The sequence below is a fragment of the Ideonella sp. BN130291 genome, assembly GCF_036231905.1.
Lineage (GTDB): Bacteria > Pseudomonadota > Gammaproteobacteria > Burkholderiales > Burkholderiaceae_C > CAMLIZ01.
Genome location: NZ_JAZARE010000002.1, coordinates 426625 through 451873, shown reverse-complemented (window position 1 = coordinate 451873; position 25249 = coordinate 426625). Strand labels below are relative to the sequence as shown.

Below are 25249 nucleotides of genomic sequence, written 5' to 3'. Positions count from 1 at the left end.
GTTCACAGCTTATCGGCCGGCCGCCGCGCAGGCCCCGGGCCAAACCCGCTCAGCGCGTGCCGAAGATCACGCCAGGGTCAGGTATCCAGCGCCACTGGCCTGGGCCCAGGTCGGCCGGCAACGCGAGCGCGCCAAAAGCGCTGCGATGCAGCTGCTCCACCCGGTTGCCTACCGCCGCCACCATGCGCTTGACCTGGTGGTACTTTCCTTCGGTGAGCACCAGCTGCAGATGGCGCTCGCCGAGCGCCTGGGCGGCTGCGGCGCGCACCGGCAGGGGGTCGTCGTGCAGCACCACACCCTTGAGCAGGGCACTCACCTGGCCGGGCGTGACGGGATCGGCGGTGGTCGCTTCGTACACCTTGGGCACATGGTGCTTGGGCGAGGTGAGCTTGTGGATCAGGGTGCCATCGTCGGTGAGCAGCAGGGCGCCGGTGGTGTCCTGGTCGAGCCGGCCGATCGGCTGCACGCCGCGCTTGCGCAGGGGCGCGGGCAGCAGCGAGAGCACGCTGGGCCAGGCGGAGGGCTTTTGCGAACACTCGTAGCCGGCCGGCTTGTGCAGCAGCACCAGGGCCTTCTCGTGGTACGTCCAGGCCTTGCCTTCCACCTCGAACTGCAAGCCCTCGGTAGGCACATCAACCGCCGGGTCGTCCACCACCTGGCCGCCGACGCGCACCAGGCCGGCGGCGATCAGGCCTTCACATTCGCGCCGGGCACCAAAGCCCTGGCTGAACAGCACTTGTGCAAGCTTCATCGGGCGGCCTCGGTCGCATCGCCGGACGCCGACCACTCGCTGGCCGATGGCCAGCCGGGCAGGCCCTGCGCCTGCGTGATCGCGTTCAGCACCGCCGCCGTGGTCACCCGGGCGGCCAGCGCGCCCAGCCAGGTGAGGTGGGGCGTGCGGCCGCTGCGGCCGGTGGCCAGCGCGAACATCGTGTCGCCGTCCGTCATGGTGTGCACCGGGTCGATGCAACGCGCCAGGCCGTCGTGCGACAGGGTGGCGAGCTTGTGGGCCTGCGCCTTGGTGAGCACCGCGTCGGTGGCCACCACGCCGATCGTGGTGGCACCGCCGGCCACCAGCTGGCTGGGCCCTTGGCCGCGCACCATGGCGTCGGTGCTGCCGATCAGGCTGCGGCCGTCGGCGCTGCGTGCGCCGGCCAGCAGGCGGCCGGTGGCCGGATCGATGATGTCGCCCACCGCGTTCACAGCCACCAGCGCCGCCACGGTGACGCCGTCCACCGTGAGGCTGGCACTGCCGATGCCGCCCTTCATGGCGTGCGCGATGCCGAACAGCTTGCCCACGAGGGCGCCGCTGCCGGCGCCCACCGAACCTTGTGCGATGGCGCCTGCGTCGGCTGCTTCGCACGCCGCATAACCCGCCGCCGCATCCGGCCGGATGTGGCCGTCGCCCACCCACAGGTCGAACAGCACCGCGGCCGGCACGATGGGCACACGCACCGGGCCCACGGGCAGGCCGATGCCACGCTCCTCCAGCCAGCGCATCACACCGCCAGCCGCGTCCAGCCCGAACGCACTGCCGCCGGCCAGCAGCACCGCATGCACCCGCTCCACCAGGTTGTCCGGGCGCAGCAGGTCGGTTTCGCGGGTGCCGGGGGCTGCGCCGCGCACGTCGACACCGGCGATGGCGCCTTCTTCGCACAGCACCACGGTGCAGCCGGTGGGGCGGCGGCCGTCGGTGTGGTGGCCGACCTTGAGGCCGGCCAGGCCGGGTGCACCAGCAGAGGACAGGGTCCGCTGGCTCATGGGCCGGTGAGTTCCTGCACCAGAATATGCGAATAGCTGCCCGGCGCCTCCTGACCAAGCAGGCTCGGATAGGTGGTGGTCGTCACACACTTCACGTTGCGCTTGAGTGAAACAGACCACCAGCAGTCGATCGACTGGTCGTAGCCCGCCTGGCCGCCCGAGCCCAGAGGCAGTCGCGGATCGTTCGACTGGGTCACGATGACGTGCGTGTGCAACCGGAGTGCATCGTGGGTCGTCCCGCCCACCGTGACCGGTTCGTAGTCCGCCACCGTGGTGATGGAGTCCACAGTCTCCTCAAACCCTTGCTGACAGCTGTAGTGCCACTGGCTCGTCCAAGGACTCTTGCCGTAGTAAAGCGGGAACTTCAGGAGCTTGCGCACCGGGTCGTAGGTGCAGCGGTTGTTGTTTGCGATGGTGCGCTCGAGGAGGTTGTCCTCGCTGTCCAGCAGGCGCGTCTCGGTCACGGTACCGGGCGACGTGGTGATGTCGCGCACGCTCTGGTCGTAGCTGCCATCGCCATGGACCGCGGCGGTGCTCACCTCGTTCTTGACCACGACGATGCTGCCGTCCTTGTGCGTGTCGGTCTCGGTCCAGGTTCGCACTTCGCCGACTTGCGCCGCCGCGCGCTCGTATTTCTGCGCATTCACCACCGCCGTGATCTCGACTTCCTGCGACGGATCGTTGCTGGAGACCGCCTTGATCACCACCTGCCCGCCCTTGGGGCTGTTGAGCACCGCGCTGAAGCTGCTGCCGTCCTGGTTGGCGTCGGCCTGGATCACGTTGCCATCGGCCGTTACCGTCCATTGCGCGCCGTTGGGGCTGGCCTTGACCTCGATCTTGTCGCCCGACTCCATGGTGATGGAGTACTTGATGCCCAGCGCGGGCACCGGCAGGCCGTTGACGGTGGTGATCACCAGGAAGGGTGTCACCACCGGGGTGGGCTCGGAGCCACCGCCCCCGCCGCCACAACCGCCGATGAACGCCAGGGAAAGGGCCAGGCAGGCCCGCGCCAGATACTGCTTCATGAATGGCTTTCGTCGAATGCGGACGACCGGCCCGCCAGCCCGCATTGTCCGCGTAGCGGCCTCAGTTCTCGCGCAAGCCCTCGATCACCGTGGCATCGAGTTCTAGCACCACCGAGGTGTAGTGCTCGATCTTGCCGACCACACGTTCGCGCGGGCCCTGGCGCCATTCGTCGCTGCCGTAGAAGGCGTCCTGGCTGGCCTGGCGCTCGGCCAGGCTGGCGTAGGCGCGCATCAGCACATACGAATCATCATCGTGGGCGGACGGGCCGCAGCGCACCACGTCCACGCCCCAGCGCTGCAGCATGGGCAGTGACTCCTCCTGCATCACGCGGTGCAGTTCGACCCGGGTGCCGAGTTTGAGGGTGTAGGAGCGGATTTCCAGCCAGCGTTTCATCGCAGCCTCCGGGGGGACGAAGGCTGCGAGTATCGCGTTCAGGCAAACACGCCCGCGGTGTCCTGCATGCGCTGGCTGACCTCGCCCAGGTGGTGCAGGGTGTCGCCAAAGCTGAGCTCGATGCAGGTGAGGCGCTTGAAGTAATGCGCGCCGATGTATTCGTCGGTCACGCCGATGCCGCCGTGCATCTGCACCGACTCCTGGCCGAGGAAACGCATGGAGCGACCCAGCTGCACCTTGGCCTGCGCGATGGCGCGCCGCCGCACGGCGGGCTCGTCGTTGAGCTTCAGGCTGGCGTAGTAGCTCATGGAGCGCGCCAGCTCCAGCTGCATCTTGCAGTCGGCCATGCGGTGGCGCAGCGCCTGGAAGCTGGCGATCGGCACGCCGAACTGCTTGCGCGTGTTGAGGTACTCCGCGGTCAGCGCCAGCAGCTTGTCCATCGCACCCACGGCTTCGGCACAGAGGGCGGCGATGCCGGCATCCACCGCTGCTTCCAGCGTGGCGAAGGCGGCGCCCGGTGCAGCGATCAGCGTGGCGGGCGCATTGCCGAACTGCACATCGGCGGCACGGCTGCCGTCCTGCACGCCGTAGCCGCGTGCGCTGACGCCGGCGGCGGCGCGCTCGACCAGGAACAGCGCGATCCCGGCCGGATCGTCCACCGCCCCGCTCACGCGTGCAGGCACGATGAAGGCATCGGCCTGGTCGCCCGCGGGCACGATGTGCTTGGCACCGGTGAGCGTCCATCCGCCCGCAGCCTGCGTCGCGCTTGTCTCCACGTGGTTCAGCCGGTAGCGCGCGCCACGTTCCTGGTGCGCCAGCACCACCAGCGCGTCGCCGCTGGCGATGCGCGGCATCCACTCGGCCTGCACCGCCTCGGGTGCCGACTGCAGCGCGGTGGGCGCGACCAGCGCACCTTGCACCAGCGGCTCCATCACGATGCCGCGGCCCAGCTCTTCCATCACGACCATGGCGTCCACCGGCCCGAAGCCCATGCCGCCATGGGCCTCCGGCACGTACAGGCCCGTGAGGCCCAGCTCCGCCAGCTGCGTGTACACGCCGCGATCGAAGCCGCCGGCTTTCACGATGGCCCGCCGGCGCTCAAAGTCGTAGCCCTTGTCGACCCAGCGTCGCACCGCCTCCCGCAGCGATTCCTGGTCCTCGGTGAAATCGAAATTCATGGCCTGTCCTTCCTCGTCCTTCTGACTGGAGCCCCCTCCCGGAGGGGAGCAATCCTGTTGCGCAACGCGCAAACGGTGATCGGCCTCAGCCGAGCACCGTTTGAGCAACGATGTTGCGTTGCACTTCGTTGGAGCCGCCGTAGATGGTGGTCTTGCGGGTGTTGAAGTAGGTGGCGGCCAGGGGCGCCAGGTAGGCCGGCCCGGTGAACTCGCCCTGCCAGCCGGCCTCCATCGCCTCGTGCACGAAGGGCAGGCTGTAGGGGCCGGCGGCCAGCATCATCAGCTCGGTGTAGCGCTGCTGGATCTCGCTGCCGCGGATCTTCAGCAGGCCGGCGATGTCCAGCGACTTCTTGCCGCCTTGCTCGGCGCTCAGCACGCGCAGCACCATCATCTCCAGCGCCACGATGTCCACCTCCAGCAGCGCCACCTGGTCGCGGAAGCGCGGCTCGTCGTACACGCCTTCGGCCTTGGCGATGCGCTTCAGGCGCTCCAGCTCGCGCTTGGCGCGGTTGACGTCGGCGATGTTGGTGCGCTCATGCGCCAGCAGGTACTTGGCGTAGGTCCAGCCCTTGTTCTCCTCGCCCACCAGGTTCTCCGCCGGCACCTCGACGTTGTCGAAGAACACCTCGTTCACCTCGTGCTCGCCGTCCAGCGTGATGATGGGCCGCACGGTGATGCCGGGCGTCTTCATGTCGACCAGCAGGAAGCTGATCCCGGTCTGCGGCTTGCCCTCGTTGCTGGTGCGCACCAGGCAGAAGATCCAGTCGGCGTGCTGGCCGAGCGTGGTCCAGGTCTTCTGGCCGTTGACGATGTACTTGTCGCCGCGGCGCTCGGCGCGGGTCTTCAGCGAGGCCAGGTCGGAGCCGGAGCCGGGCTCGCTGTAGCCCTGGGCCCACCACACCTCGCCGCTCATGATGCCGGGCAGGTGGCGCTGGCGCTGCTCCGGGTTGCCGAACGCCATGATCACCGGGGCCACCATCACCGGGCCGAAGGGCAGGATGCGCGGCGCGCCGGCCAGGGCGCACTCTTCCTCGAACAGGTGACGCTGGATCGAGTTCCAGCCCGGGCCGCCGAACTCCTTGGGCCAGCCATAACCCAGCCAGCCCTTCTTGCCGAGGATCTTGGCCCAGCGCTGGATGTCGTCACGGCTCAGGCGGAAGGCGTTGTGCACCTTCTCGCTGATGTCCTTGGGCAGGTTGGCGGCCACCCAGTCACGGATCTCGTGGCGGAAGGCGATCTCTTCCGGCGTGAAGTTCAGGTCCATGGTTCGTCTCCTGTAGCCCGGCGTTTTAGCACGATCGTTCGATTCGCGGCTGTCCCTGGGGTGACAAGCGGGTGCGCGGGGCGGGCACGCCGTTAGCATGCTCCCTCTTGCCCGAACCCTGGGTGCCTTTTGATGACTGCGATGGAAATCCTGCTGTGGCGCCATGCCGATGCCTTCGATGCCCGACCCGGGCAGGACGATTCGCAGCGTGCCTTGACGCCCAAGGGCCTGGAGCAGGCCCGTCGCATGGCGCGATGGCTCAACAGCGTGCTGCCAGCCGACACCCGGGTGATCGCCAGCCCGGCCCAACGCACGCAGCAGACCGCCCAGGCGCTCGGCCGCGAAGTGCAGACGGTGGCGGCCCTTGCACCTGGCGCATCGGTACAGGCCGTGCTGCAGGCGGCGGACTGGCCGAACGCCAAGGTGCCGGTGCTCGTGGTCGGCCATCAACCCACCATGGGGTTGGTGGCCTCCTGGCTGATGACAGGCCAGCAGCAGCACTGGTGGGTGCAAAAGGCCGGGGTCTGGTGGCTGCGCAGTGAACGCGACGACCGTGCCACCTTGCTGGCCATGCGCACGCCGGAGCACGAGCCGCGTTAAGGCCGCCCGTGCAGGGCGCGGCGCCACGCCCGCAGCCAGCGGCCCGGCATGTTCCTAGAATCGCCTGCCGGCCGCGCCTTTGCGCGCCGTTCAATGCCAGGAGAACACCCCATGCAGCGTGACGACCTCGACAGCCTCTTGCCCGCGCGCGATTTCAGCCGCCGCGACTTCGTCCGCACCACCGTGGGCAGCGGCTTTGCCGCGGCCGTGCTGCCCGTGACCGCGCAGACGGTGAAAACCGACACGCAGGGGCTGGTGGCCGGCGAAGTGGCCATCCCCGTGGGTGACTTCAAGATGCCCGCCTACCGCGCTGCGCCCCAGGGCAAGCGCAACCCGCCCGTGATCCTGGTGGTGAGCGAGATCTTCGGCGTGCATGAACACATCGCCGACGTGGCCCGCCGCTTCGCCAAGCAGGGCTACATGGCGATCGCGCCGGAGCTCTTCGTGCGCCAGGGCGACGTGAAGGCCGCCATCGAGGTGGCCAAGGTGATGGAGGTGGTGGGCAAGGTGCCCGACGCGCAGGTGATGGGCGACCTGGACGCGACCGTCGCCTGGGCCAAGGCCCAGGGTGCGGACACCACCAAGCTGGGCGTCACCGGCTTCTGCTGGGGCGGGCGCATCACCTGGCTGTACTGCGCCCACAACTCCGGCGTGCAGGCGGGTGTCGCCTGGTACGGCCGTCTGGCCGGCGCGCCCACCCCGCAGCAGCCACAGCATCCGATCGACATCGCCACCAAGCTGCACGCTCCGGTGCTCGGGCTGTACGGAGGCAAGGACCAGGGCATTCCGCTTGACAGCGTTGATAAGATGAAATCGGCCCTGGCGCAGGGCAGCGCGGCCTCGCGGGCGTCGCAGTTCATCGTGTACCCCGACGCCGGCCATGCCTTCCATGCGGACTACCGGCCCAGCTATGTCAAGGAGGCTGCGTCCGATGGGTGGGCCCGCTGCCTGGCCTGGTTCAAGACGCACCAGGTCGGCTGACCCGCCCAGCCGCCACCACCGCGCCTGCAGAAGGCGCGGTTCTTTTTTGCACTTTCGAAGAGCCCATGACGCAAGGAGCCCCATGACGCTGCTGTACATCGTGCTGGCCACGCTGCTGGGCGGCCTGCTGTCGGTGTTCATCGCGGCCAGCCTCACGGTGAGCATGCTGGGGCGCATCGTCAAGAGCCTGGTCAGCCTGTCGGCCGGCGTGCTGCTGGGCACGGCGCTGCTGCAGGTGCTGCCGGAAGCGTTTGAAAGCAAGGCCAGCCCGCAGGCCTTGTTCATGACGCTGCTGCTGGGCCTGCTGTTCTTCTTTCTGCTGGAGAAGGCCGAGCTCTACCGGCACGGCCACCACCACGAGGGCGACGGGCACCACCACCACCACCACTTCGACGCGCAGCAGGCCGGCCGTGGCGGCTGGAGCGTGCTGGTGGGTGACAGCATCCACAACTTCTGCGACGGCGTGCTGATCGCGGCGGCCTTCCTGGCCGACACGCGGCTGGGCATGGTCACCGCGCTGGCCATCATCGCCCACGAGATCCCGCAGGAGGTGGGCGACTACATCGTGCTGCTCAACGCGGGCCTGTCGCGCGCCAGGGCGCTGCTGTACAACGCGCTGTCCGGCCTGGCGGCGGTGGCCGGCGGCATCGTCGGCTACTTCGTGGTCGGGCCCTGGGAGGCGCTGTTCCCGTACATGCTGGTGGTGGCGGCGAGCAGCTTCGTGTACGTGGCGGTGGCGGACCTGATCCCGCAACTGCAGCGGCCGCTGCCGCTGAAGGACACGCTGTCGCAGCTGCTGTGGCTGGCGATGGGCCTGGGGGTGGTGCTGTTCGCCACCCAGTTCATGCATCACTGAGCGCCGGGCGGGCCCAGAGGCAGCCGGCCGCGCAGCCGGCTAACGAACGATCAGGACCGGAATGGTGCTGTGGGTCAGCACCTTCTGGGTTTCGCTGCCCAGCAGCAGCGAGGCCATGCCGCGCCGCCCATGCGACGCCATCACGATCAGGTCGCAACCTTGCTGCCTGGCGTAGTCCACGATGGCTTCCCAGGGGTGCAGCGCTTCGAGCGTGTGCGCCTGGCAGGGCAGGTCGGCCACCCGGGCAGCCTCCACCACCTGCTGCACCCGGCCGGAAGCGATGCGCTCCTGTGCGTCAAAGAACTCCTGCGGTGGCGTGGGTTGCATCTCGGAGATGGCGCTGTAGGGAAACGGCTCCTTCACGCTGATGGTGAACAGCTGGGCGCCGAGCCGGCGCGCCAGGCCGATCGCGGTCTGCACCGCCTTGGCGGTGATGTCCGAACCGTCGGTGGGGACGAGGATGCGCTGGTACATGGTCACCTCCTGGCGTGGGGCCCTTGGGCAGCCCGCGGGGTGCGGGTCGGGTGCAGTGTCCCCTCAACAGTATGAACAGGCTTGCGTCACGTCAAGAAGGGCGAACAAGCCCCCGCCACCTCAGCCGCGGGCCACGGGCCGCGCCGGGTCGGCGGACCATTCGCTCCAGGAGCCGGGGTACAGCCGCGAGCCGGCCAGCCCGGCATGCTCCATGGCCAGGATGTTGTGGCAGGCGGTGGCGCCGGAGCCGCACTGGTGCACCACCTCGGCGGGCGGCGTGGTGCCCAGCAGGGGCACGAACTCCGCGCGCAATTGCCCGGGCTGCTTGAAGCGGCCATCGGGCTGCAGGTTGAGCTGGAAAAAGCGGTTCAAGGCGCCGGGAATGTGGCCCGCCTGCTTGTCCAGCGGCTCCGCCTCGCCGCGGTAACGTTCCGGCGCCCGCGCGTCGATCAGGGTGACGGCGCCCAGGCGCTGCTGCAGGGCGTCAGCGTCCAGCGTGGGCATCGCGTCGGTGCTGGCAGGGTAGGGCGCCGCTGCTTCAACCCGCGCGGGCACGGCCTGATCCATCGGGCCGCCCGCGGCTTGCCAGGCCGGCAGGCCGCCGTCCAGCACCGCGACCGCGCGGTGCCCGATCCAGCGCAGCATCCACCAGGCGCGCGCGGCGAACATGCCGCCTTGTGCGTCGTACACCACCACCTGCGTGGCTGGCGTGATGCCCAGTGCGCCGGCCAGCGCGGCAAAACGCTGTGGCGGTGGCAGCGGATGGCGGCCGCGGAAGCGGCCCTGGGCGTCGACCTTGGCGTCTGCCAGGTCGCGGTCCAGGTGCAGGTAATGCGCACCCGGCAGGTGGCCGGCGGCGTAGGCGCGCTCTCCGGCAGAGGGGTCGGCCAGGTCGAACCGGCAGTCCAGCAGCACCAGCGGTGCGCGCTGCTGCACCAGGGTCAGCAGGTCCGGAGCGGAGATGAGGGTGCGGTGCTCGGATGTCATGGTTCGGCGGTGGGGAAGGTGGAATCCGGCGGTGCCTTCTGGCTGCGCAGCAGGGTGGCAGCCAGCCCGGCCGCCACGATCAGCAGCATGCCGGACAGCGCCATCCATGTCACCGGGTCGTCGAACAGCCACACGCCGTAGAGGAAGGAGAACACGATGCCCATGTACTGCAGGCTCGCGTTGGACAGCGTGCGCCCGATCGCATAGGCCCGCGTCATCAGGATCTGTGCCACCGTGGCCAGCAGGCCAGTGGCCAGCAGCAGGAGCACGCCGCGCAGGCTGTGGGGCGACATGCCGGTCCACAGCGTGGACAAGGCACCGGCGGCCACGCTGCCGAGCGAAAAATAGAACACCACGCGGTACTCGGGCTCACCGGCCCGCCCGAGCGCGGTGACCTGGAGATAGGCCAGTGCGGACAGCATGCCCGACAGCAGCCCCACCAGGCCGGCCCAGAGCTGGTTGTGTTCCAGCGTGGGCCGCAGCACCAGCGCCACGCCGGCAAAACCCGCCAGCACCGTGGCCACCAGCCGGCCATCGATGCGCGAGCGCTCGCCGGCATTCAGCATCACGGCGCCGCCAATGAGGAACAACGCCATCCAGACCGAGGACATGTAGTTCAAGGTCACCGCGGTGGCCAGCGGCAGGTGGCCGATGGCATAGAACCACAGGCACAGCGCCGACACGCCGCAGATCGAGCGCCAGAAATGCATCGCCGGCACGGCAGTGCGCAGGCTGCCGCCGCGAAAGCGCGCCATGCCCGCAATGAACAGCGCCCCGATGAGGCCGCGGTAGAGCACGATCTCGCCAGTGCCGTAGTGCGCCGACGCCAGCTTGACGCACACCCCCATGGTGGCGAACAGCAAGGTGGCGAGCAGCATCAGCAGGGGTGCGGACATGGCGGCCGATGGTAATGGCCGCAACCGGACGTATGCGGCGCGCGCGTGGGAGCCGGAAAGAACACGGGGCCTTCAAGAGGCCCCGTGCGGTCACACCATGCGCAGCTGCTTGCGGTACCACTCGTGGAAGTGCTGCATGCCGTCTTCCATCGGGCTCTGGTACGGCCCCACCTCGTTGTCGCCGCGCTCCATCAGCGCCTTGCGCCCGGCGTCCATGCGCATGGCGATCTCGTCGTCCTCCACACAGGTCTCCAGGTAGGCGGCCTGCTGGGCCTCCACCAGCTCGCGCTCGAAGGCGGCCACCTCTTCCGGATAGAAGAACTCCACCACGTTGGTGGTCTTCTGCGGCCCCTTGGGGTACAGCGTGGAGACCACCAGCACGTGCGGATACCACTCCACCATGACGTTGGGGAAGTAGGTGAGCCAGATCGCGCCGTGCTGGGGCGCCTGCCCGTTGTTGAAGGCGAGCACCGCGTCGTGCCATTTGCGGTAGATGTCCGAGCCCGGCTTGGCAAGCGAGCCGTTGACCCCCACCGTCTGCACCGAGTGGTGCGAGCCGAACTCCCAGCGGAGGTTGCTGCAGGTGACGAAACCGCCCAGCCCGGGGTGGAACGGCCCCACGTGGTAGTCCTCCAGGTAGACCTCGATGAAGGTCTTCCAGTTGTAGTTGCACTCGTGGATGTGCACCTTGTCCAGCACGTAGCCGTCGAAGTCCAGCGCGGCGCGCGGCCCCAGCTTGGCGAGGTCGGCGGCCACGTTGCGGCCGTTGTCCTCGAACACCATGCCGTTCCACACGTGCACCGGGTAGTTGTTCAGGTGCAGGCAGGGGTCGTCCTGGAAGTGGGGTGCCCCGATCAGCTGGCCCTGCAGGTCGTAGGTCCAGCGGTGCAGCGGGCAGACGATGTTGCGGCTGGTATGGCCGCGCCCACGCAGCATCACCGCCTGCCGGTGGCGGCAGACGTTGGATATGAGCTCCACGCCCTGGGGCGTGCGCACCAGGACCCGGCCTTCGCCTTCCTGCGGCAGCGCGTAGTAGTCGCCTACCTGGGGCACGGCCAGCTCGTGCCCCAGGTAGCGAGGACCATCCCTGAAGATCGTTTCCTGTTCCTTGCGGAACAGGCCCTCGTCGTGATAGGCGGATACGTGCAGTTGCGAGCGCGTGCGCTCAAGAGCTTCCAGAGTGATGCTCAGGTCGGACATGATCCCCAGGATCTCCAAAAACCAATGTCAACCCCCCACCGCTTCAGGGATCGGTGGGCAAAAAAGCCGCTGTTCGGGCTCCCGAAAGCGGCCGGCGATTGTACCCAGTCCCCCAACATGGGTCGGGCGAGAGGAATCACAAGCGAAATGTGCGTCAACCCCCTTTGGAGGGAGCTCACCACAACCCCTGAGGGTTCACCTTGGGCCGAGGGTTCCACCTGACTACAATTCCACCCTTGATTTTTCATCCTCCGAAATGACGTCCAGCGCTTCCCCCACCGTATCGGTCCCCGCGAGCTATGAAGAAGCGTTGGCCGAACTGGAGCGGCTGGTGCTGGCGATGGAGGGTGGCCAGATGCCGCTGGACCGGCTGCTCGAAAGCTACCAGCGGGGCGCGGAACTGCTGGGCTTTTGCCGCACGCGCTTGCAGGCCGTGGAAGAGCAGGTCAAGGTTCTAGAGGACGGGCAGCTCAAACCGTGGACAGCGAACGCGTGAACCGGGACAACTTCGACATCTGGATGCGCCGCGAGCTCGACGCGGTGGAACGCGCGCTGGAAAGCTGGGTACCCTCCGACGCACCGGCCGGGCTGGGCCAGGCCATGCGCTACGGCGTGCTCGACGGCGGCAAGCGCCTTCGGCCGCTGCTGGTGATTGCCGCCTGCGAGGCGGTGGACGGCCTGCGCGAAGCGGCCCTGCGCGCCGCCGTGGCGGTGGAGCTGATCCACGCCTATTCGCTGGTGCACGACGACATGCCCTGCATGGACAACGACGTCCTGCGCCGGGGCAAGCCCACGGTGCACGTGCAGTACGGCGAGGCGCAGGCCATGCTGGCCGGCGACGCGATGCAGGCGCTGGCCTTCGAGATTCTCACGCCCGACGATGGCGTGCCGCCCGCGCTGCAGGCGCGGCTGTGCAGCCTGCTGGCGCGCTCGGCCGGCCATGCCGGCATGGCCGGCGGCCAGGCCATCGACCTGGCCAGCATCGGCGTGAGCCTGGACGAAGCCGCCCTGCGCGACATGCACCGCCGCAAGACCGGCGCGCTGCTGCAGGCCAGCGTGATGATGGGCGCGGCCTGCGGGCCGGCCAGCGCGGCCGCGCTGCAGGCGCTCGCCGACTACGGTGCCGCCATCGGCCTGGCCTTCCAGGTGGTGGACGACATCCTCGACGTGACCCAGGCCTCCGAGACGCTGGGCAAGACCGCGGGCAAGGACCTGCACCACAACAAACCGACCTATGTGTCCGTGCTGGGCTTGAGCGCGGCACGCCGCCATGCCGCCGAGCTGCGCGACCAGGCGCATGCGGCGCTGGCCCGCAGCGGCCTGAGCCATGCCGCCCACCTGAGCGTGCTGGCCGACAAGGTCGTGGAGAGGGAGAGCTGACACCATGAACCACCCGCTGCTGCAAACGATCGCCAGCCCGTCCGACATGCGGCGTCTGTCGCGTGCCGAACTGAAGACGCTGGCCACCGAACTGCGCGACTACGTGCTGCAAAGTGTCAGCAGGACGGGTGGGCACCTCTCGTCCAACCTGGGCACGGTGGAACTCACCATCGCGCTGCACTACGTGTTCAACACGCCGCACGACCGGCTGGTGTGGGACGTGGGCCACCAGACCTATCCGCACAAGGTGCTCACCGGCCGGCGCGACCGCATGCATTCGCTGCGCCAGCTGGGCGGCATCAGCGGCTTTCCGCGCCGCGACGAAAGCGAGTACGACACCTTCGGCACGGCGCATTCGTCCACCTCCATCTCCGCCGCGCTCGGCATGGCGATGGCCGCCAAGCTCAAGGGCGAGGACCGCAAGGCGGTGGCCATCATCGGCGACGGCGCCATGACGGCCGGCATGGCGTTCGAGGCGATGAACAACGCCGGTGTCAGCAACGGCGGCGTGCTGGCCGACATGCTGGTCATCCTGAACGACAACGACATGTCGATCAGCCCGCCGGTGGGTGCGCTCAACAAGTACCTGGCGCGCCTGATGAGCGGCAGCTTCTATGACGCCGCCCGCGAGGGCGCCAAGCAGGTGCTGAAGAACACGCCCCTGTACGAGCTGGCGCGCCGCTTCGAGGAACATGCCAAGGGCATGGTGGTGCCGGGCACCATCTTCGAGGAGCTGGGCTTCAACTATGTGGGCCCGATCGACGGGCACGACCTGGACTCGCTGATTCCCACGCTGGAGAACCTGCGCGAGAAGAGGGGCCCGCAGTTCCTGCACGTGATCACCAAGAAGGGTTATGGCTACAAGCTGGCCGAAGCCGACCCGGTGAAGTACCACGCAGCGTCGGGCAAGTTCGACCCGGCGGTGGGTTTCGCCAAGCCGGCTACCGCGCCCAAGATCACCTTCACCCAGGTGTTCGGCCAGTGGCTGTGTGACATGGCGGCCGCCGATGAGCGCCTGGTGGGCATCACGCCGGCCATGCGCGAAGGCTCCGGCATGGTGGAGTTCGAAAAACGCTTCCCCCGGCGCTACTACGACGTGGGCATCGCCGAGCAGCACGCGGTCACCTTCGGCGCCGGCCTGGCGTGCGAAGGCATGAAGCCGGTGGTGGCCATCTATTCCACCTTCCTGCAGCGCGCCTACGACCAGCTGATCCACGATGTGGCCATCCAGAACCTGCCGGTGGTGTTTGCGCTGGACCGTGCCGGCATCGTGGGGGCCGACGGTGCCACCCATGCCGGTGCCTACGACATTGCCTTCATCCGCTGCATTCCGAACATGAGCCTGCTGACGCCGGCCGATGAAAACGAATGCCGCATGGCGCTGACCACCGCCTTCCGGCAGAACCATCCGGTGGCGGTGCGGTATCCGCGCGGCGCCGGCGTAGGCGTGCAGATCGAAGCGGCGCTCACCGAGCTGCCCTGGGGCAAGGGCGAGATCCGCCGGCGCGGCCAGCGGGTGGCGATCCTGGCCTTCGGCACCTTGTTGTACCCGGCGCTGGAAGTGGGCGACCGGCTGGACGCGACCGTCGCCAACATGCGCTTTGCCAAGCCGCTGGACGCGGAGCTGGTGGCCGAGCTGGCACGCACCCATGAAGCCATCGTCACGGTGGAAGAGGGCTGCCTGCCGGGCGGCGCCGGCTCCGCGGTGATGGAGGCGCTGCACGCAGCGGGCCTGAAGACGCCGGTGCTGGCGCTGGGCCTGCCCGACGAGTTCATCGAACACGGTGACCCGGCCAAGCTGCTGGCCTTGTGCGGGCTGGATGCGGCCGGCATCGAGCAGTCCATCCTGAAGCGGTTTGCGCTGCGCCCGGCGCTGGTGCGGCCCGCGGCCAACCAGTAGGGCGCCCGGCGAACGCGCCGGCCGTGGAAAACCGCCTCTAGAAAAGCACCCAGCCGGGCAGGGGCCGGCGGTTTGATGCGATGCTCCGGTCTGGCGCCGGGCAATCGGCATGCCGTTGCTGTACTGACTTCACCATGACGCACCCCACCGACGCCCTGCACATCCCCGACACACAGAGCGAGCGCGACCAGCGCCAGCTGGTGATCCAGCGCGTGGGCGTAAAGGACGTGCGCTACCCGCTGCAGCTGCGCGTGGCGGGCCAGGTGCAGCAGACGGCCGCCCAGTGGGATTTGGACGTCATGCTGCCGGCCGACAAGAAGGGCACGCACATGTCCCGCTTCGTCGCCTGGCTGGACGCGCTGGATGCGCCGCTGGAGTCCAACTCGCTGCGCCTGCAGCTGGGCAGCATGCTGGACAAGCTGCAAGCCACCGAAGGCCGCATCGAGGCCCGCTTCACCTTCTTCATCCGCAAGCGCGCGCCGGTGTCGGGCGTGCAGAGCCTGCTGGACATCCAGGGCCGCTGGATCGCCGAAAGCCGCGGCGGCAAGACGGCGGTATGGGCCGAGGTGGGTGTGCCGGTGAAAAGCCTGTGCCCCTGCTCCAAGGAAATCTCCGACTACGGCGCCCACAACCAGCGATCATTGGTCACCATCCGCGTGGAGCTGCAGCAGGACATCGGCTGGACTGAACTGGTGCGTTACGCCGAGGAGTCGGCCTCCAGCGAGATCTGGCCGATGCTCAAGCGCGCCGACGAAAAGTGGATCACCGAGCGCGCCTACGAGAACCCGAAGTTCGTGGAAGACCTGGTGCGCGACGTGGCGTTGAAGCTCAACGCCGACACGCGCATCGGCCGCTACAGCGTGGATGTGGAGAACTTCGAGTCCATTCACAACCACAGCGCTTATGCGCGCATTGAGCGCGCATAAGCCCGCGCTTCACTGCTGCGGGACGCCCTTGCGCCACAGCGGCCAGCGCCGCACCACGTCCTCCACCCACGGCGCGCCGGCCAGGTAGAGGTTCTGCGTCGCGATCGGGAAGCCGCCGGAATTGGCCTTGAGCGACTCAAAGGCCGTCTGCCCGGCATGGGGGCGGTCGAAGTTCGAGCCGGTGCGCAGCACCGCCACCCGCTTGATGTCCAGCAGGCCCGCGCTCGCGCCGCGCGTCAGCGCCTCCATGGTCGCGTTGTCCTCCTGCTGCGTGGTGCAGTAGGTGCCCTGGCCATCGGTGAGCAGCTTGGTCCAGTCACGGGCGCGCTGGCCCAGCGCGTGGCCATGCCACCAGGTGTTGCCCGAGGCGGTGTCGCATTGCAGCACCGTGGGTGGCAGGTTGGCCGGTGCACTGCCGTACAGCGCCCGGTACTGCTGAGCTTGCGGGCTGTCGGCCAGCGGGGCGTTGCGGGTCAGTTGGAGGATCTTCTGCAGCAGCGCCTCGTCCAGCTTGAACACCTCGTTGTGGTAGTCCGGGCTGGGTTTCTGGTTGGGGCCGCTGGTCATGATGCCGATGTAGCCGCTGGGCCAGTCGGCCGGCTTTTCACGGGCGTCGATCTCCTGCTGCAGCGAAAAGTCGACCACGTAGCGCGCCCAGGCGGCGCTGCCCAGCGTGCCTTGTGCCGGGTCGATGCCCGCGATGCCGGCGATCAGGAAGTAGCTGTGGCGCAGGTCGAACTGGCGGCTGAAGACGAGCGCACTGATCGAGCTGGCCACGTTCGCGTAGCCCATCCCGGTGGTGACCTGGCACACGTCATCCGCATTGCAGTGCACCTGCGGGCCGTCGGGGCTGAGGCCCGGCACCGGGATCGCCTGGGTGAGCGATAGGCCGCTCTGCCAGGGCTGCGCCTCCGGCGCGAACATGCTGATGATCAGCAGCTTGACCGGCCGCGGGCGGCCGTGCCCGTGGCCCTGGCTGTCAGCTGCGGCGGGCGCCGCCTGGCACCAGCCGCAGGCCGCAGCCAGCAGCAGCGCGCCCAGGCGGGCGCCCCGTGAGGTGATTCGTTTCATGGTTTCCATCCCTTGGTGTGTGAACCGGCAACCCCCTGGTCGCCAGTCCGCCTTTGTGCCGCAGGATGGACGGCCGCGCTGAATCGGAAGGTAACGGCAGCGGCCGGGCTCAGGGCCGCTTTTCCAGGCGCAGCGTGTCGTTGTCGCGCTTCATCTGGAAGCGCGACAGGAAGGTATTGCCCAGCAGGATGTGCTCCATGGGCGCCGGCATCACCACCGCCTGCACGTTGTACGTTTCGACGTCGCCAATGCGCACGGAAGTGAGGTTGATCAGGTAGCCGGGCACGGTGCCGTTCGCGGTGTTCATGGGGATCATGCGGCCGCTGCGGTAGTTCAGCCCCATGCGGTCCGCGTCGGCCTGGGGAATGGAGATCGCAGTGGCGCCGGTGTCCACCATGAAGCGCGCGGCCTTGCCGTTGATGCTGCCGTTGGCGAGGAAGTGGCCGCCCAGCCCGGCACTGAGCACGATCTCCTGGCCGCCGCCACCCGACGCGGCGCCGCCCATGCTCACCGGTGTGCCGTGGCGCAAGGCCAGGCTGCGCCCACCGAATTCCACCTTCGCCTCGTCGGCGCTCAAGCCGGTGAGGCGCACGCCGGCCACGGTGGCGCCCAGGGCCACCGTGCGCGGCTGGCCGTCGATGACGAGCAGGGCCTTGTCGCCCATGCTGCCGTTGAAGGTGACGGTCTGCGCGCTTGCGGTAGCGCACAGCGCCGCCAGCAGCAACGCGGCGGCGATGCGGTGTGTCATGAAAGCCTAGTCGCGGAAATTGTTGAAGGACAGCGGCACGTCGGCCACGTCCTTGCGCAGCAGCGCCATGGCTGCCTGCAGGTCGTCGCGCTTAGGCCCGGTGATGCGCACCGTGTCGCCCTGGATGGCGGCCTGCACCTTCATCTTGCTCTGCTTGATGAGGGTCTGGATCTTCTTGGCGGTCTCGCTGTCGATGCCCGCCTTGATCTTGATCAGCTGCTTGACCTTGTCGCCGCCGATCTTCTCGATCTTGGCGGTGTCGTCGAGGAAGCGCACGTCCACGCCGCGCTTGGTGAGCTTGGCCAGCAGGATGTCCTTCACCTGGCTGATCTGGAAATCGCTGTCGGCATAGAGCGTCATGCTCTTGTCGGTGCCCTTGTCGACAAGCTCGATGCGGGCGTCGGAGCCCTTGAAATCGAAGCGCGTGCCGATTTCCTTGTTGCTCTGGTCGACCGCATTGCGCAGCTCCACCAGGTTGGGTTCGAGGACGGTATCGAAGCTCGGCATGGAAATGGCTTTGGCAAGCGTGATGATCGGCGAAAATTCTGCCATGCCAACCCCTCTTGCGGTCGAGCGCGGCGTCAACCTGCGACCCTACAACAGCTTCGGCCTGCCGGCGGTGGCGCAGCAGCTCGTGCGCGTGAAGGCTGACGCGGATATCCGCCGCGTGCTGGGGGATCCCCAGCTCGGCCGTGCGCCCAAGTTCGTGCTGGGCGGGGGCAGCAACGTGGTGCTCACCCGCGACCTCGACACCCTGGTGCTCAAGGTGGAGGTGATGGGCAGGCGGGTGGTGCAGGAGCGCGACGATGCGGTGATCGTGGAGTTCGGCGCCGGCGAAACCTGGCATGACGCGGTGGCCTGGACGCTGGACCAGGGCTTTGCCGGCCTGGAGAACATGGCGCTGATCCCAGGCACCGTGGGCGCGGCGCCGGTGCAGAACATCGGCGCCTACGGGCTGGAGCTGAAGGACCGCTTCGAGTCGCTGGACGCGGTGGACCTGGTCACCGGCCGCAGCGTGCACTTCGACGCCGGCATGTGCCACTTCGCCTACCGCGACAGCGTGTTCAAGCGCGAACTCGCCGGCAAGAGCGTGATCACGCGGGTGCGCCTGAAGCTGCCCCGGCCGTGGACGCCCGTGGTGGGCTACCTCGACCTCGAGCGCAAGATGCACGAGAGCGGCATCACATCGCCCGACGCACGCCAGATCTTCGACTGGGTGTGTGCCATCCGGCGCAGCAAGCTGCCGGACCCGGCCCTCATCGGCAACGCGGGCAGCTTTTTCAAGAACCCGGTGGTGAGTGAAGAGCAGTGCCGCGACATCATCGGCCGCGATCCGGAGATCGTGCACTACCCGCTGCCGGACGGCACGGTGAAGCTGGCCGCCGGCTGGCTGATCGACGCCTGCGGCTGGAAAGGCAAGACCATCGGCCGCGCCGGCGTCTACGAGAAGCAGGCGCTGGTGCTGGTGAACCGCGGCGGCGCGAGTGGCGCCGAGGTCGTCACGCTGGCCCGGGCGATTCAGGAGAGCGTGTACGGCCGGTTCGGGATCCGCCTCGAACCCGAACCGGTGGTCGTTTAGGCCTTCGTGCCGTCGTCGGACAGTTTGGCCAGCGCCGCACCCTGGCCCAGTGACAGCAGCCCGCTCTTGGCGTAGATGGCCAGCTTCTCCCGCGTGTCCACGATGTCGAGGTTGCGCATCGTGAGCTGGCCGATGCGGTCGGCCGGGGAGAAGGGCGCGTTCTCCACCTTCTCCATGCTCAGGCGTTCCGGCGCGTAGGTCAGGTTGGCCGACTCGGTGTTCAGGATGGTGTAGTCGTTGCCGCGCCGCAGCTCGAGGGTCACCTCGCCGGTGATGGCGCGCGCCACCCAGCGCTGGGCGGTCTCGCGCAGCATGATGGCCTGCGGGTCGAACCAGCGGCCCTGGTAGAGCAGGCGGCCCAGGCGGCGGCCGTTGTCGCGGTACTGCTCGATGGTGTCCTCGTTGTGGATGCCGGTGACCAGGCGCTCGTAGGCGATGAACAGCAGCGCGAGCCCGGGCGCTTCGTAGATGCCGCGGCTCTTGGCCTCGATGATGCGGTTCTCGATCTGGTCGCTCATGCCCAGGCCGTGGCGGCCACCGATGCGGTTGGCTTCCATCAACAGGTCCACCGGCGAGGCGAACTCCCGGCCATTCAGCGCGACCGGGCGGCCCTCGTCGAAACGCACAGTCACCTCTTCGCGCTTGACCTCCACGTCGTCGCGCCAGGAGGCCACGCCCATGATCGGCTGCACGATCTTCATGCCGGTGGACAGGTGCTCCAGGTCCTTGGCCTCGTGGGTGGCGCCCAGCATGTTGGAGTCGGTGGAATAGGCCTTCTCGGCGGACATCTTGTAGGCGAAGCCGGCCTTTTGCATGAAGGCGCTCATCTCGGCCCGGCCACCCAGCTCGTCGATGAAGGCTTGGTCCAGCCAGGGCTTGTAGATCTTGAGCGCCGGGTTGGTGAGCAGGCCGTAGCGGTAGAAGCGCTCGATGTCATTGCCCTTGAAGGTGCTGCCGTCGCCCCAGATGTTGACCTCGTCCTCCTTCATGGCCGCCACCAGCATGGTGCCGGTGACGGCGCGGCCGATCGGCGTGGTGTTGAAGTAGGTGCTGCCGGCGGTGGTGATGTGGAAGGCGCCGCACTGCAGCGCGGCCAGGCCTTCGGCCACCAGCTGCGCGCGGCAGTCGATCAGGCGCGCCTTCTCGGCGCCGTACTGCATCGCGCGGCGCGGGATGTCGTCGTAGTCCGGCTCGTCGGGCTGGCCCAGGTTGGCGGTGTAGGCGTAGGGAATGGCGCCCTTGTTGCGCATCCAGTGCAGCGCCGCGCTCGTGTCCAGGCCGCCGGAGAACGCGATGCCGACTTTCTGGCCGGAGGGAAGGTGCTGGAGGATGGTGGGCATGGTGTGCGGGGGCGGGAAGTGGTCGGACGGGCGGGGCCGGGGAAAACACGGATTTTATGGGCCGCCGGCTGGCGGGCCGCTGCGGTGTATCGCAGTGCAACAAGTCACGCGTGCCCGGGGCCTGTCGTGGGGTCTTCGGCGGCACCCGGCTCGAGGCGATAAGCTGGCGGGATGTCCGAGGCCTCCCCCGCGCTGAAGGGAGGGCCGCCGCCATTGGCTGCCCACCCGGGCGACGCCTTGCCCCAGGGCACACGGCTCGCCGAATTCGAGATCCGCCAGGTGCTGGGCGCGGGTGGCTTCGGCATCGTCTACCTCGCCTGGGACCACGCGCTGGAACGCGAGGTGGCGCTCAAGGAATACATGCCAGTCACCCTGGCCGGCCGGGGCCCGGGCCACCGGGTGACCATCCGCGCCCAGGCCCATGAAGAGACCTTCGCGCTGGGCCTGCGCTCGTTCGTGAACGAGGCGCGCCTGCTGGCCCGCTTCGACCATCCGTCGCTGGTCAAGGTGTACCGCTTCTGGGAGGACAACGGCACCGCCTACATGGCCATGCCGATGTACCACGGCCGCACCCTGCGCCAGGTGCGCCAGGCGATGGCACCCGGCTCCCCGGGGGAAGCCTGGTGCCGGGCGATGATCGACCCGATGCTGGGCGCACTGGAACGCCTGCACCGCGAGGACGTGTACCACCGGGACATCGCGCCCGACAACATCGTGCTCACCGACGAGGGCCATGCGGTGCTGCTGGATTTCGGCGCCGCCCGCCGGGTGATCGGCGACCGCAGCCATGCGCTCACCGCCATCCTCAAGCCGCATTTCGCGCCGATCGAGCAGTACGCCGACGTCGCCGCCATGCGCCAGGGCCCCTGGACCGACCTGTACGGCCTGGCCGCCACCGTGTACTACCTGCTCACCGGCCAGCCGCCGCTGCCGGCCGCCGCGCGTGCCCTGCACGACGAGCTGCCGCCTTTGGCGCGGCTGCAGCCGTCCGGCTGTTCGCTCGCCTTCCTGCAGGCGGTGGACTGGGCGATGGCGGTGCGGCCGCAGGAGCGCCCGCAGAGCGTGGTGCTGTGGCGCGACGTGCTGGAAGGCCGCATGGCCGTGCCCAGCCTGATGCGTCACGACACCACGGTGCCCAGCGTGGCGACACGCGCCTCTGCGCCGCCCCCCGTGACGGATTTCGACCCCACCATGCCCGCCTCCGCGGCCGCCGCCAGCGTGCTGCCGCTGCAGGCGCCCACCCTTCCTCCGCCCGGCCAGGCCGAGGCCAGCCATCCGCTGTGGCGCGGGTTCACCGTCCACCGGGTGCCTGAAGCCGCCACCGACCCCGCTGCCGCTGCGCCGCCGGCCCTGCCTTTGCCGGCCGCGGTGCGGCGCAAGCTGTGGGCCGGGGCGGGTGAGCCTCGCCGCGCATGGCAACTGCGGGCCGCTGCCGTGGCCGGGGTGGTGGGCCTGCTCGCCGCATTTGCGTGGGTCCTGCCCTCAGCGAAGCCGGATGGGCGGGCAGCCACTGCACCGGCCGCGTCCGCGCCCGCGGCGGCGCCCGCGCTGACCGCTGCGTCTGCAGCCCCGGTCGAAGTGGAGACCATCGAAACCGTGCTTCCACCTGCCAGGCCCGCTCGCCGGGTGGCTGCCCCGGCAACGGCACCCACCACGGTGGCCGCCTCTCCCGCATCCACACCGGCCGGCCAGGAGCCCGCAGCGGCGTTGCCCGAGAACGGCAGCGCCGAGCAGCCGATCGTGGTGCTGCCTGCGGCGCCGCGAGAGCGCTCACGCGACAAGGAGCGTGCCAAGCCGCGGCCGGCTCCTGCCGCCCATGCAGCCGTCACCGGCCCGCAGGAACGTTGCGCCGACCGCATGTTCCTCACCCGGCTGATCTGCATGAAGCATGAGTGCGACACCGATCCCCGGCTGCGCACGCATCCTGAATGTGTGCGCCTGCAAAAGGCGGAACAGGACCGCCGCGAGCGCATGCTGGAGCGCTGAAGCGCTGACACCTGGGTGACAGGCCCGATCGGGAATTGGCGGATGCGCCGGTGCCTGGGCTTGGGGTACATCTGACGTCTCACGTCAGGAGTGTTCAGGTGACTTCGTCTTCCCCGGTGCGCCCGCACCATGCCATCTGGCCGCGCCGCCTGCCGCGTGCGCTGACCGTGCCGCAAACATCCTTGTGGTTCAACCTCGAGGTGTCGGCACGGCGGTATCCGGACAAGGCGGGCTACGTCTTCTTCGGCCGCGAACTGCGCTTTGCCGAGCTGATGGCGCAGGCCGAGGCCATCGCCGGCTGGCTGCAAAGCCGCGGCGTCAAAAAAGGCGACCGGGTGCTGCTGTACATGCAGAACTGCCCGCAATACATCGTGGGCTACTACGCCATCCTGCGCGCCGACGCGGTGGTGGTGCCGGTGAACCCGATGAACCGGGCCGACGAGTTCGGCCACTACATCGTGGACCCGGAGGCCAGGGTGGCGCTGTGCAGCGCCGACCTGGCCGGCATCGTGGCACAGGCGAATGCCGCGCTGCCCGAGGCACAACGCCTGCAGCACCTGCTGGTGGCGCGTTATGCCGATGCCCTGCCCGAGACCGGCATTCCCGAGGACCAGAAACCCTCGCCCGCGCTGCTGGACTGGCTGCTGTCCGACCCGCCGCTGCCCGCCGGCTGCACGCGCTGGCAGGACGCGCTGGCGGCCGGCCTGCAGCCCGGACCGCACACCGCCCAGGTGGACGACCTGGCGGTGCTGCCCTACACCTCGGGCACCACCGGCCTGCCCAAGGGCTGCATGCACACCCACCGCACCTTGCTGTCCAACACCGTGGGCGGCGGGCTGTGGAGCCATGCCAGTGCCGAAACCGTGACGCTGGCGGTGGTGCCGCTGTTCCACATCACCGGCATGCTCTACGGCGTGCTCGGGCCGGTGTACCTGGGCTGCACCGCCGTGCTGATGCCGCGCTGGGACCGCGAGCTCGCCGGGCGGCTGATCTCGCGCTACCGGGTGACGCACTGGACCTGCATCCCCACGATGATCATCGACCTGTTCGGCAGCCCGAATTACAAGAGCTTCGACCTCTCCAGCCTCACCTACCTCAGCGGTGGCGGCGCCGCCATGCCGCAGGCCGTGGCGGAGCGGCTGCAGCAGGAGTTCGGCCTCACCTTCGCCGAGGGTTACGGCCTCACCGAAACCGCTGCGCCCAGCCACGGCAACCCGCCCGAGCGCGCCAAGCTGCAATGCCTGGGCATCCCGATCTACGGGGTGGACTCGCGCGTGGTGGACCCCGTCACCCTGCAGGAACTGCCGCCGGGCGAAGTGGGCGAGATCGTCACCCACGGCCCGATGGTGTTCAAGGGCTACTGGCGCTACCCCGAGGCCACGAAGGCCGCGTTCATCCAGATCGACGGCAAGCCCTTCTTCCGCACCGGCGACCTGGGGCGCATGGACGAGGAGGGCTACTTCTTCATCACCGACCGCCTGAAGCGCATGATCAACGCCAGCGGTTTCAAGGTGTGGCCCTCGGAGGTGGAACTGCTGCTTTTCAAGTGCCCGCTGGTGCAGGAAGCCTGCATCATCGGCGCCAAGGATGCCTATCGCGGGGAGACGGTGAAGGCGGTGGTGGTGCTGCGCGCGGAGGCCAAAGGCAAGGCCACCGAGCAGGACATCATCGACTGGTCACGCGAACACATGGCGGCCTACAAGGTGCCGCGCATCGTGGAGTTCGTGGACGCCCTGCCCAAGAGCGGCTCCGGCAAGGTGATGTGGCGCCTGCTGCAGGACCAGGAGGCCGCCTGAGGCGGTGTGTCAGAAGCCCGAGCCGGGCTGCCGCAGGAATTCCAGCTCTTCCGGGGTGGACTCCCGGCCCAGCAGCGCGTTGCGGTGCGGGAAGCGTCCGAAGCGCTCGATGATCTCGTGGTGCCGGCGCGCGTAGTCGGCATAGCCGGCCAGCCCGGGCGCCTCGGCCACCAGGGCGTCGAACAGGCGCAGCGCCTCCCGCTGGGCCGCCAGGTCCTCGGCATGCTCGAACGGCAGGTACACGAACACACGGCGCAGCAGCGGCAGCTGCTGGTCCTGGCCCAGCGCCACCATCTGGCGGGCCGCTGCCAGCGCGAGCGGGTCGCCAGCAAAGGCGCGGGCAGAGTCGCGAAAGGCATTGCGGGTGAACTGGTCGAGCAGCAGGATGCGCGCCAGCGCAGGCCCCGGCTGCCAGGCCCAATCCGTCAGCTCGCCGGCCAGCGCGCGCTCGATCAGTGCGCCGAAGCGGTCGCTGATCTCCCGGTCGAACGCGGCGTCCTTGCGGAACCAGCGCGAGGTGACCGCTTCGGTGTCGGCCAGCTCGGGCGGGCCGAACCAGAATTCCAGCACTCCGGCCGGTTCGCTGCCCGCCAGGGGCGCGGCCGCGCTCACGCGAGCACGTCCTTCGCTTCGGGGTGGCGCTGCATGTACGCAGCGACGTAGGCGCACTGCGGCTCGATCTTCAGCCCCTGCTCGCGCGCATGCGCGATGGCCTTTTCCACCAGGGAGGCGGCGATGCCGCGGCCCTCCAGCGCGGGCGGCACGCTGGTGTGGGTCATGGTCATCACGTCGCCGTTGAGGCGGTAGGCCGCCTCGCTGAGTTGGCCGTCCACGGTGGCTTCGAAGCGCGACTGCGCCGCGTTGTGCGTCACCGTCCAAGAGGGTGTGTTGTTCATGCGATCGGTCC

Annotated in this window: 26 protein-coding genes; 10 read left to right on the top strand and 16 right to left on the bottom strand. The window is 68.8% G+C overall.

Annotation, left to right across the window (positions count from 1 at the left end; all coding sequences use genetic code 11):
* Nucleotides 1–49: 49 nt before the first annotated feature.
* From VPH43_RS05425 to VPH43_RS05400, 6 genes are all read right to left on the bottom strand, one after another.
* A complete protein-coding gene (locus tag VPH43_RS05425) occupies nt 50–751 on the bottom strand; it encodes a pseudouridine synthase (RefSeq protein WP_328576633.1) in 702 nt (233 codons plus the stop codon).
* Entirely contained in the window at nt 748–1761 is a 1014-nt protein-coding gene (locus VPH43_RS05420; protein ID WP_328576632.1) for a P1 family peptidase, read from the bottom strand. Before VPH43_RS05420 ends, VPH43_RS05425 begins: the two co-directional genes overlap by 4 nt.
* Complete coding sequence (locus VPH43_RS05415; protein ID WP_328576631.1) at nt 1758–2786, bottom strand: hypothetical protein; 1029 nt, start codon at nt 2784–2786, stop codon at nt 1758–1760. The genes VPH43_RS05420 and VPH43_RS05415 overlap by 4 nt, the downstream gene beginning before the upstream one ends.
* A gap of 61 nt (nt 2787–2847) precedes the next feature.
* Nucleotides 2848–3180, bottom strand: a complete 333-nt coding sequence (locus tag VPH43_RS05410) for an NIPSNAP family protein (protein ID WP_328576630.1) — start codon at nt 3178–3180, stop codon at nt 2848–2850.
* A 38-nt stretch (nt 3181–3218) separates the two neighbouring features.
* Nucleotides 3219–4358, bottom strand: coding sequence for an acyl-CoA dehydrogenase family protein (locus VPH43_RS05405; RefSeq protein WP_328576629.1), 1140 nt, complete (start codon nt 4356–4358; stop codon nt 3219–3221).
* A gap of 85 nt (nt 4359–4443) precedes the next feature.
* Nucleotides 4444–5622 carry an acyl-CoA dehydrogenase family protein gene (locus VPH43_RS05400; protein ID WP_328576628.1) on the bottom strand — a complete coding sequence of 393 codons (1179 nt, stop codon included), beginning with the start codon at nt 5620–5622 and terminating at the stop codon, nt 4444–4446.
* A 132-nt stretch (nt 5623–5754) separates the two neighbouring features.
* Here VPH43_RS05400 and VPH43_RS05395 point away from each other — a divergent pair, with 132 nt between their 5' ends.
* The 3 genes from VPH43_RS05395 (at nt 5755) to VPH43_RS05385 (ending at nt 8059) form a co-directional block, all read left to right on the top strand.
* The gene (locus VPH43_RS05395) at nt 5755–6222 is read left to right on the top strand and encodes a SixA phosphatase family protein (RefSeq protein ID WP_328576627.1); all 468 of its coding nucleotides are present in this window, start codon (nt 5755–5757) and stop codon (nt 6220–6222) included.
* Between the two features lie 111 nt (nt 6223–6333).
* Nucleotides 6334–7203, top strand: coding sequence for a dienelactone hydrolase family protein (locus VPH43_RS05390; RefSeq protein WP_328576626.1), 870 nt, complete (start codon nt 6334–6336; stop codon nt 7201–7203).
* Between the two features lie 82 nt (nt 7204–7285).
* Entirely contained in the window at nt 7286–8059 is a 774-nt protein-coding gene (locus tag VPH43_RS05385) for a ZIP family metal transporter (RefSeq protein WP_328576625.1), read from the top strand.
* Between the two features lie 39 nt (nt 8060–8098).
* Here VPH43_RS05385 and VPH43_RS05380 read toward each other — a convergent pair whose 3' ends face one another.
* From VPH43_RS05380 to VPH43_RS05365, 4 genes are all read right to left on the bottom strand, one after another.
* A complete protein-coding gene (locus VPH43_RS05380) occupies nt 8099–8533 on the bottom strand; it encodes a universal stress protein (protein ID WP_328576624.1) in 435 nt (144 codons plus the stop codon).
* A gap of 120 nt (nt 8534–8653) precedes the next feature.
* Nucleotides 8654–9520, bottom strand: coding sequence for a sulfurtransferase (locus VPH43_RS05375; protein WP_328576623.1), 867 nt, complete (start codon nt 9518–9520; stop codon nt 8654–8656).
* Nucleotides 9517–10416 (bottom strand): DMT family transporter, encoded by a 900-nt coding sequence (locus VPH43_RS05370; RefSeq protein ID WP_328576622.1) that lies wholly within the window; start codon nt 10414–10416, stop codon nt 9517–9519. Before VPH43_RS05370 ends, VPH43_RS05375 begins: the two co-directional genes overlap by 4 nt.
* A gap of 90 nt (nt 10417–10506) precedes the next feature.
* Nucleotides 10507–11616 carry an aromatic ring-hydroxylating oxygenase subunit alpha gene (locus VPH43_RS05365; RefSeq protein ID WP_328576621.1) on the bottom strand — a complete coding sequence of 370 codons (1110 nt, stop codon included), beginning with the start codon at nt 11614–11616 and terminating at the stop codon, nt 10507–10509.
* A gap of 256 nt (nt 11617–11872) precedes the next feature.
* On the opposite strand from VPH43_RS05365, the gene VPH43_RS05360 reads away from it, so the two are divergent.
* The 4 genes from VPH43_RS05360 to folE2 all read left to right on the top strand — a co-directional run bounded on the left by VPH43_RS05360 (nt 11873) and on the right by folE2 (nt 15822).
* A complete protein-coding gene (locus VPH43_RS05360) occupies nt 11873–12112 on the top strand; it encodes an exodeoxyribonuclease VII small subunit (RefSeq protein WP_328576620.1) in 240 nt (79 codons plus the stop codon).
* Between the two features lie 23 nt (nt 12113–12135).
* Nucleotides 12136–12996 carry a polyprenyl synthetase family protein gene (locus VPH43_RS05355; protein WP_328576845.1) on the top strand — a complete coding sequence of 287 codons (861 nt, stop codon included), beginning with the start codon at nt 12136–12138 and terminating at the stop codon, nt 12994–12996.
* A 4-nt stretch (nt 12997–13000) separates the two neighbouring features.
* Complete coding sequence (gene dxs, locus VPH43_RS05350) at nt 13001–14896, top strand: 1-deoxy-D-xylulose-5-phosphate synthase (protein WP_328576619.1); 1896 nt, start codon at nt 13001–13003, stop codon at nt 14894–14896.
* A gap of 134 nt (nt 14897–15030) precedes the next feature.
* Nucleotides 15031–15822: a GTP cyclohydrolase FolE2 gene (gene folE2, locus VPH43_RS05345; protein ID WP_328576618.1), complete on the top strand. Its 792-nt coding sequence runs from the start codon at nt 15031–15033 to the stop codon at nt 15820–15822.
* Nucleotides 15823–15831: 9 nt separating this feature from the next.
* On the opposite strand, the gene VPH43_RS05340 is transcribed toward folE2, so the two are convergent.
* From VPH43_RS05340 to VPH43_RS05330, 3 genes are all read right to left on the bottom strand, one after another.
* Complete coding sequence (locus tag VPH43_RS05340) at nt 15832–16893, bottom strand: purine-nucleoside phosphorylase (RefSeq protein WP_328576617.1); 1062 nt, start codon at nt 16891–16893, stop codon at nt 15832–15834.
* Between the two features lie 109 nt (nt 16894–17002).
* On the bottom strand, nt 17003–17641 hold the full coding sequence (locus VPH43_RS05335; RefSeq protein WP_328576616.1) for a retropepsin-like aspartic protease family protein: 639 nt from the start codon (nt 17639–17641) through the stop codon (nt 17003–17005).
* Between the two features lie 6 nt (nt 17642–17647).
* Nucleotides 17648–18148: a YajQ family cyclic di-GMP-binding protein gene (locus VPH43_RS05330; protein WP_328576844.1), complete on the bottom strand. Its 501-nt coding sequence runs from the start codon at nt 18146–18148 to the stop codon at nt 17648–17650.
* A 43-nt stretch (nt 18149–18191) separates the two neighbouring features.
* On the opposite strand from VPH43_RS05330, the gene murB reads away from it, so the two are divergent.
* The gene (murB, locus tag VPH43_RS05325; protein ID WP_328576615.1) at nt 18192–19220 is read left to right on the top strand and encodes a UDP-N-acetylmuramate dehydrogenase; all 1029 of its coding nucleotides are present in this window, start codon (nt 18192–18194) and stop codon (nt 19218–19220) included.
* On the opposite strand, the gene argG is transcribed toward murB, so the two are convergent.
* On the bottom strand, nt 19217–20560 hold the full coding sequence (gene argG / locus VPH43_RS05320) for an argininosuccinate synthase (protein ID WP_328576614.1): 1344 nt from the start codon (nt 20558–20560) through the stop codon (nt 19217–19219). The genes murB and argG overlap by 4 nt on opposite strands.
* Nucleotides 20561–20731: 171 nt before the next feature.
* Between argG and VPH43_RS05315 the strand changes: the two genes are divergently transcribed.
* Together VPH43_RS05315 and VPH43_RS05310 are read left to right on the top strand one after the other, a co-directional pair.
* On the top strand, nt 20732–22546 hold the full coding sequence (locus tag VPH43_RS05315) for a serine/threonine protein kinase (RefSeq protein ID WP_328576613.1): 1815 nt from the start codon (nt 20732–20734) through the stop codon (nt 22544–22546).
* A 98-nt stretch (nt 22547–22644) separates the two neighbouring features.
* Complete coding sequence (locus VPH43_RS05310; protein WP_328576612.1) at nt 22645–24342, top strand: long-chain fatty acid--CoA ligase; 1698 nt, start codon at nt 22645–22647, stop codon at nt 24340–24342.
* Between the two features lie 9 nt (nt 24343–24351).
* Here VPH43_RS05310 and VPH43_RS05305 read toward each other — a convergent pair whose 3' ends face one another.
* Both VPH43_RS05305 and VPH43_RS05300 read right to left on the bottom strand, forming a co-directional pair.
* The gene (locus VPH43_RS05305) at nt 24352–24954 is read right to left on the bottom strand and encodes a DUF924 family protein (RefSeq protein ID WP_328576611.1); all 603 of its coding nucleotides are present in this window, start codon (nt 24952–24954) and stop codon (nt 24352–24354) included.
* Entirely contained in the window at nt 24951–25238 is a 288-nt protein-coding gene (locus VPH43_RS05300) for a GNAT family N-acetyltransferase (RefSeq protein WP_328576610.1), read from the bottom strand. Before VPH43_RS05300 ends, VPH43_RS05305 begins: the two co-directional genes overlap by 4 nt.
* Between the last annotated feature and the right edge of the window lie 11 nt (nt 25239–25249).

Bases quoted from the DNA above. Each gene is read 5' to 3' on its own strand.
- VPH43_RS05420 (WP_328576632.1), bottom strand. From the start codon at position 1,761: ATGAGCCAGCGGACCCTGTCCTCTGCTGGTGCACCCGGCCTGGCCGGC.
- VPH43_RS05390 (WP_328576626.1), top strand. From the start codon at position 6,334: ATGCAGCGTGACGACCTCGACAGCCTCTTGCCCGCGCGCGATTTCAGC.
- VPH43_RS05340 (WP_328576617.1), bottom strand. From the start codon at position 16,893: ATGAAACGAATCACCTCACGGGGCGCCCGCCTGGGCGCGCTGCTGCTG.
- VPH43_RS05330 (WP_328576844.1), bottom strand. From the start codon at position 18,148: ATGCCGAGCTTCGATACCGTCCTCGAACCCAACCTGGTGGAGCTGCGC.
- VPH43_RS05425 (WP_328576633.1), bottom strand. From the start codon at position 751: ATGAAGCTTGCACAAGTGCTGTTCAGCCAGGGCTTTGGTGCCCGGCGC.
- VPH43_RS05395 (WP_328576627.1), top strand. From the start codon at position 5,755: ATGACTGCGATGGAAATCCTGCTGTGGCGCCATGCCGATGCCTTCGAT.
- VPH43_RS05415 (WP_328576631.1), bottom strand. From the start codon at position 2,786: ATGAAGCAGTATCTGGCGCGGGCCTGCCTGGCCCTTTCCCTGGCGTTC.
- VPH43_RS05400 (WP_328576628.1), bottom strand. From the start codon at position 5,622: ATGGACCTGAACTTCACGCCGGAAGAGATCGCCTTCCGCCACGAGATC.
- VPH43_RS05335 (WP_328576616.1), bottom strand. From the start codon at position 17,641: ATGACACACCGCATCGCCGCCGCGTTGCTGCTGGCGGCGCTGTGCGCT.
- dxs (WP_328576619.1), top strand. From the start codon at position 13,001: ATGAACCACCCGCTGCTGCAAACGATCGCCAGCCCGTCCGACATGCGG.
- VPH43_RS05300 (WP_328576610.1), bottom strand. From the start codon at position 25,238: ATGAACAACACACCCTCTTGGACGGTGACGCACAACGCGGCGCAGTCG.
- VPH43_RS05380 (WP_328576624.1), bottom strand. From the start codon at position 8,533: ATGTACCAGCGCATCCTCGTCCCCACCGACGGTTCGGACATCACCGCC.
- VPH43_RS05365 (WP_328576621.1), bottom strand. From the start codon at position 11,616: ATGTCCGACCTGAGCATCACTCTGGAAGCTCTTGAGCGCACGCGCTCG.
- VPH43_RS05370 (WP_328576622.1), bottom strand. From the start codon at position 10,416: ATGTCCGCACCCCTGCTGATGCTGCTCGCCACCTTGCTGTTCGCCACC.
- VPH43_RS05410 (WP_328576630.1), bottom strand. From the start codon at position 3,180: ATGAAACGCTGGCTGGAAATCCGCTCCTACACCCTCAAACTCGGCACC.
- murB (WP_328576615.1), top strand. From the start codon at position 18,192: ATGCCAACCCCTCTTGCGGTCGAGCGCGGCGTCAACCTGCGACCCTAC.
- folE2 (WP_328576618.1), top strand. From the start codon at position 15,031: ATGACGCACCCCACCGACGCCCTGCACATCCCCGACACACAGAGCGAG.
- VPH43_RS05360 (WP_328576620.1), top strand. From the start codon at position 11,873: ATGACGTCCAGCGCTTCCCCCACCGTATCGGTCCCCGCGAGCTATGAA.
- VPH43_RS05315 (WP_328576613.1), top strand. From the start codon at position 20,732: ATGTCCGAGGCCTCCCCCGCGCTGAAGGGAGGGCCGCCGCCATTGGCT.
- argG (WP_328576614.1), bottom strand. From the start codon at position 20,560: ATGCCCACCATCCTCCAGCACCTTCCCTCCGGCCAGAAAGTCGGCATC.
- VPH43_RS05375 (WP_328576623.1), bottom strand. From the start codon at position 9,520: ATGACATCCGAGCACCGCACCCTCATCTCCGCTCCGGACCTGCTGACC.
- VPH43_RS05405 (WP_328576629.1), bottom strand. From the start codon at position 4,358: ATGAATTTCGATTTCACCGAGGACCAGGAATCGCTGCGGGAGGCGGTG.
- VPH43_RS05355 (WP_328576845.1), top strand. From the start codon at position 12,136: ATGCGCCGCGAGCTCGACGCGGTGGAACGCGCGCTGGAAAGCTGGGTA.
- VPH43_RS05385 (WP_328576625.1), top strand. From the start codon at position 7,286: ATGACGCTGCTGTACATCGTGCTGGCCACGCTGCTGGGCGGCCTGCTG.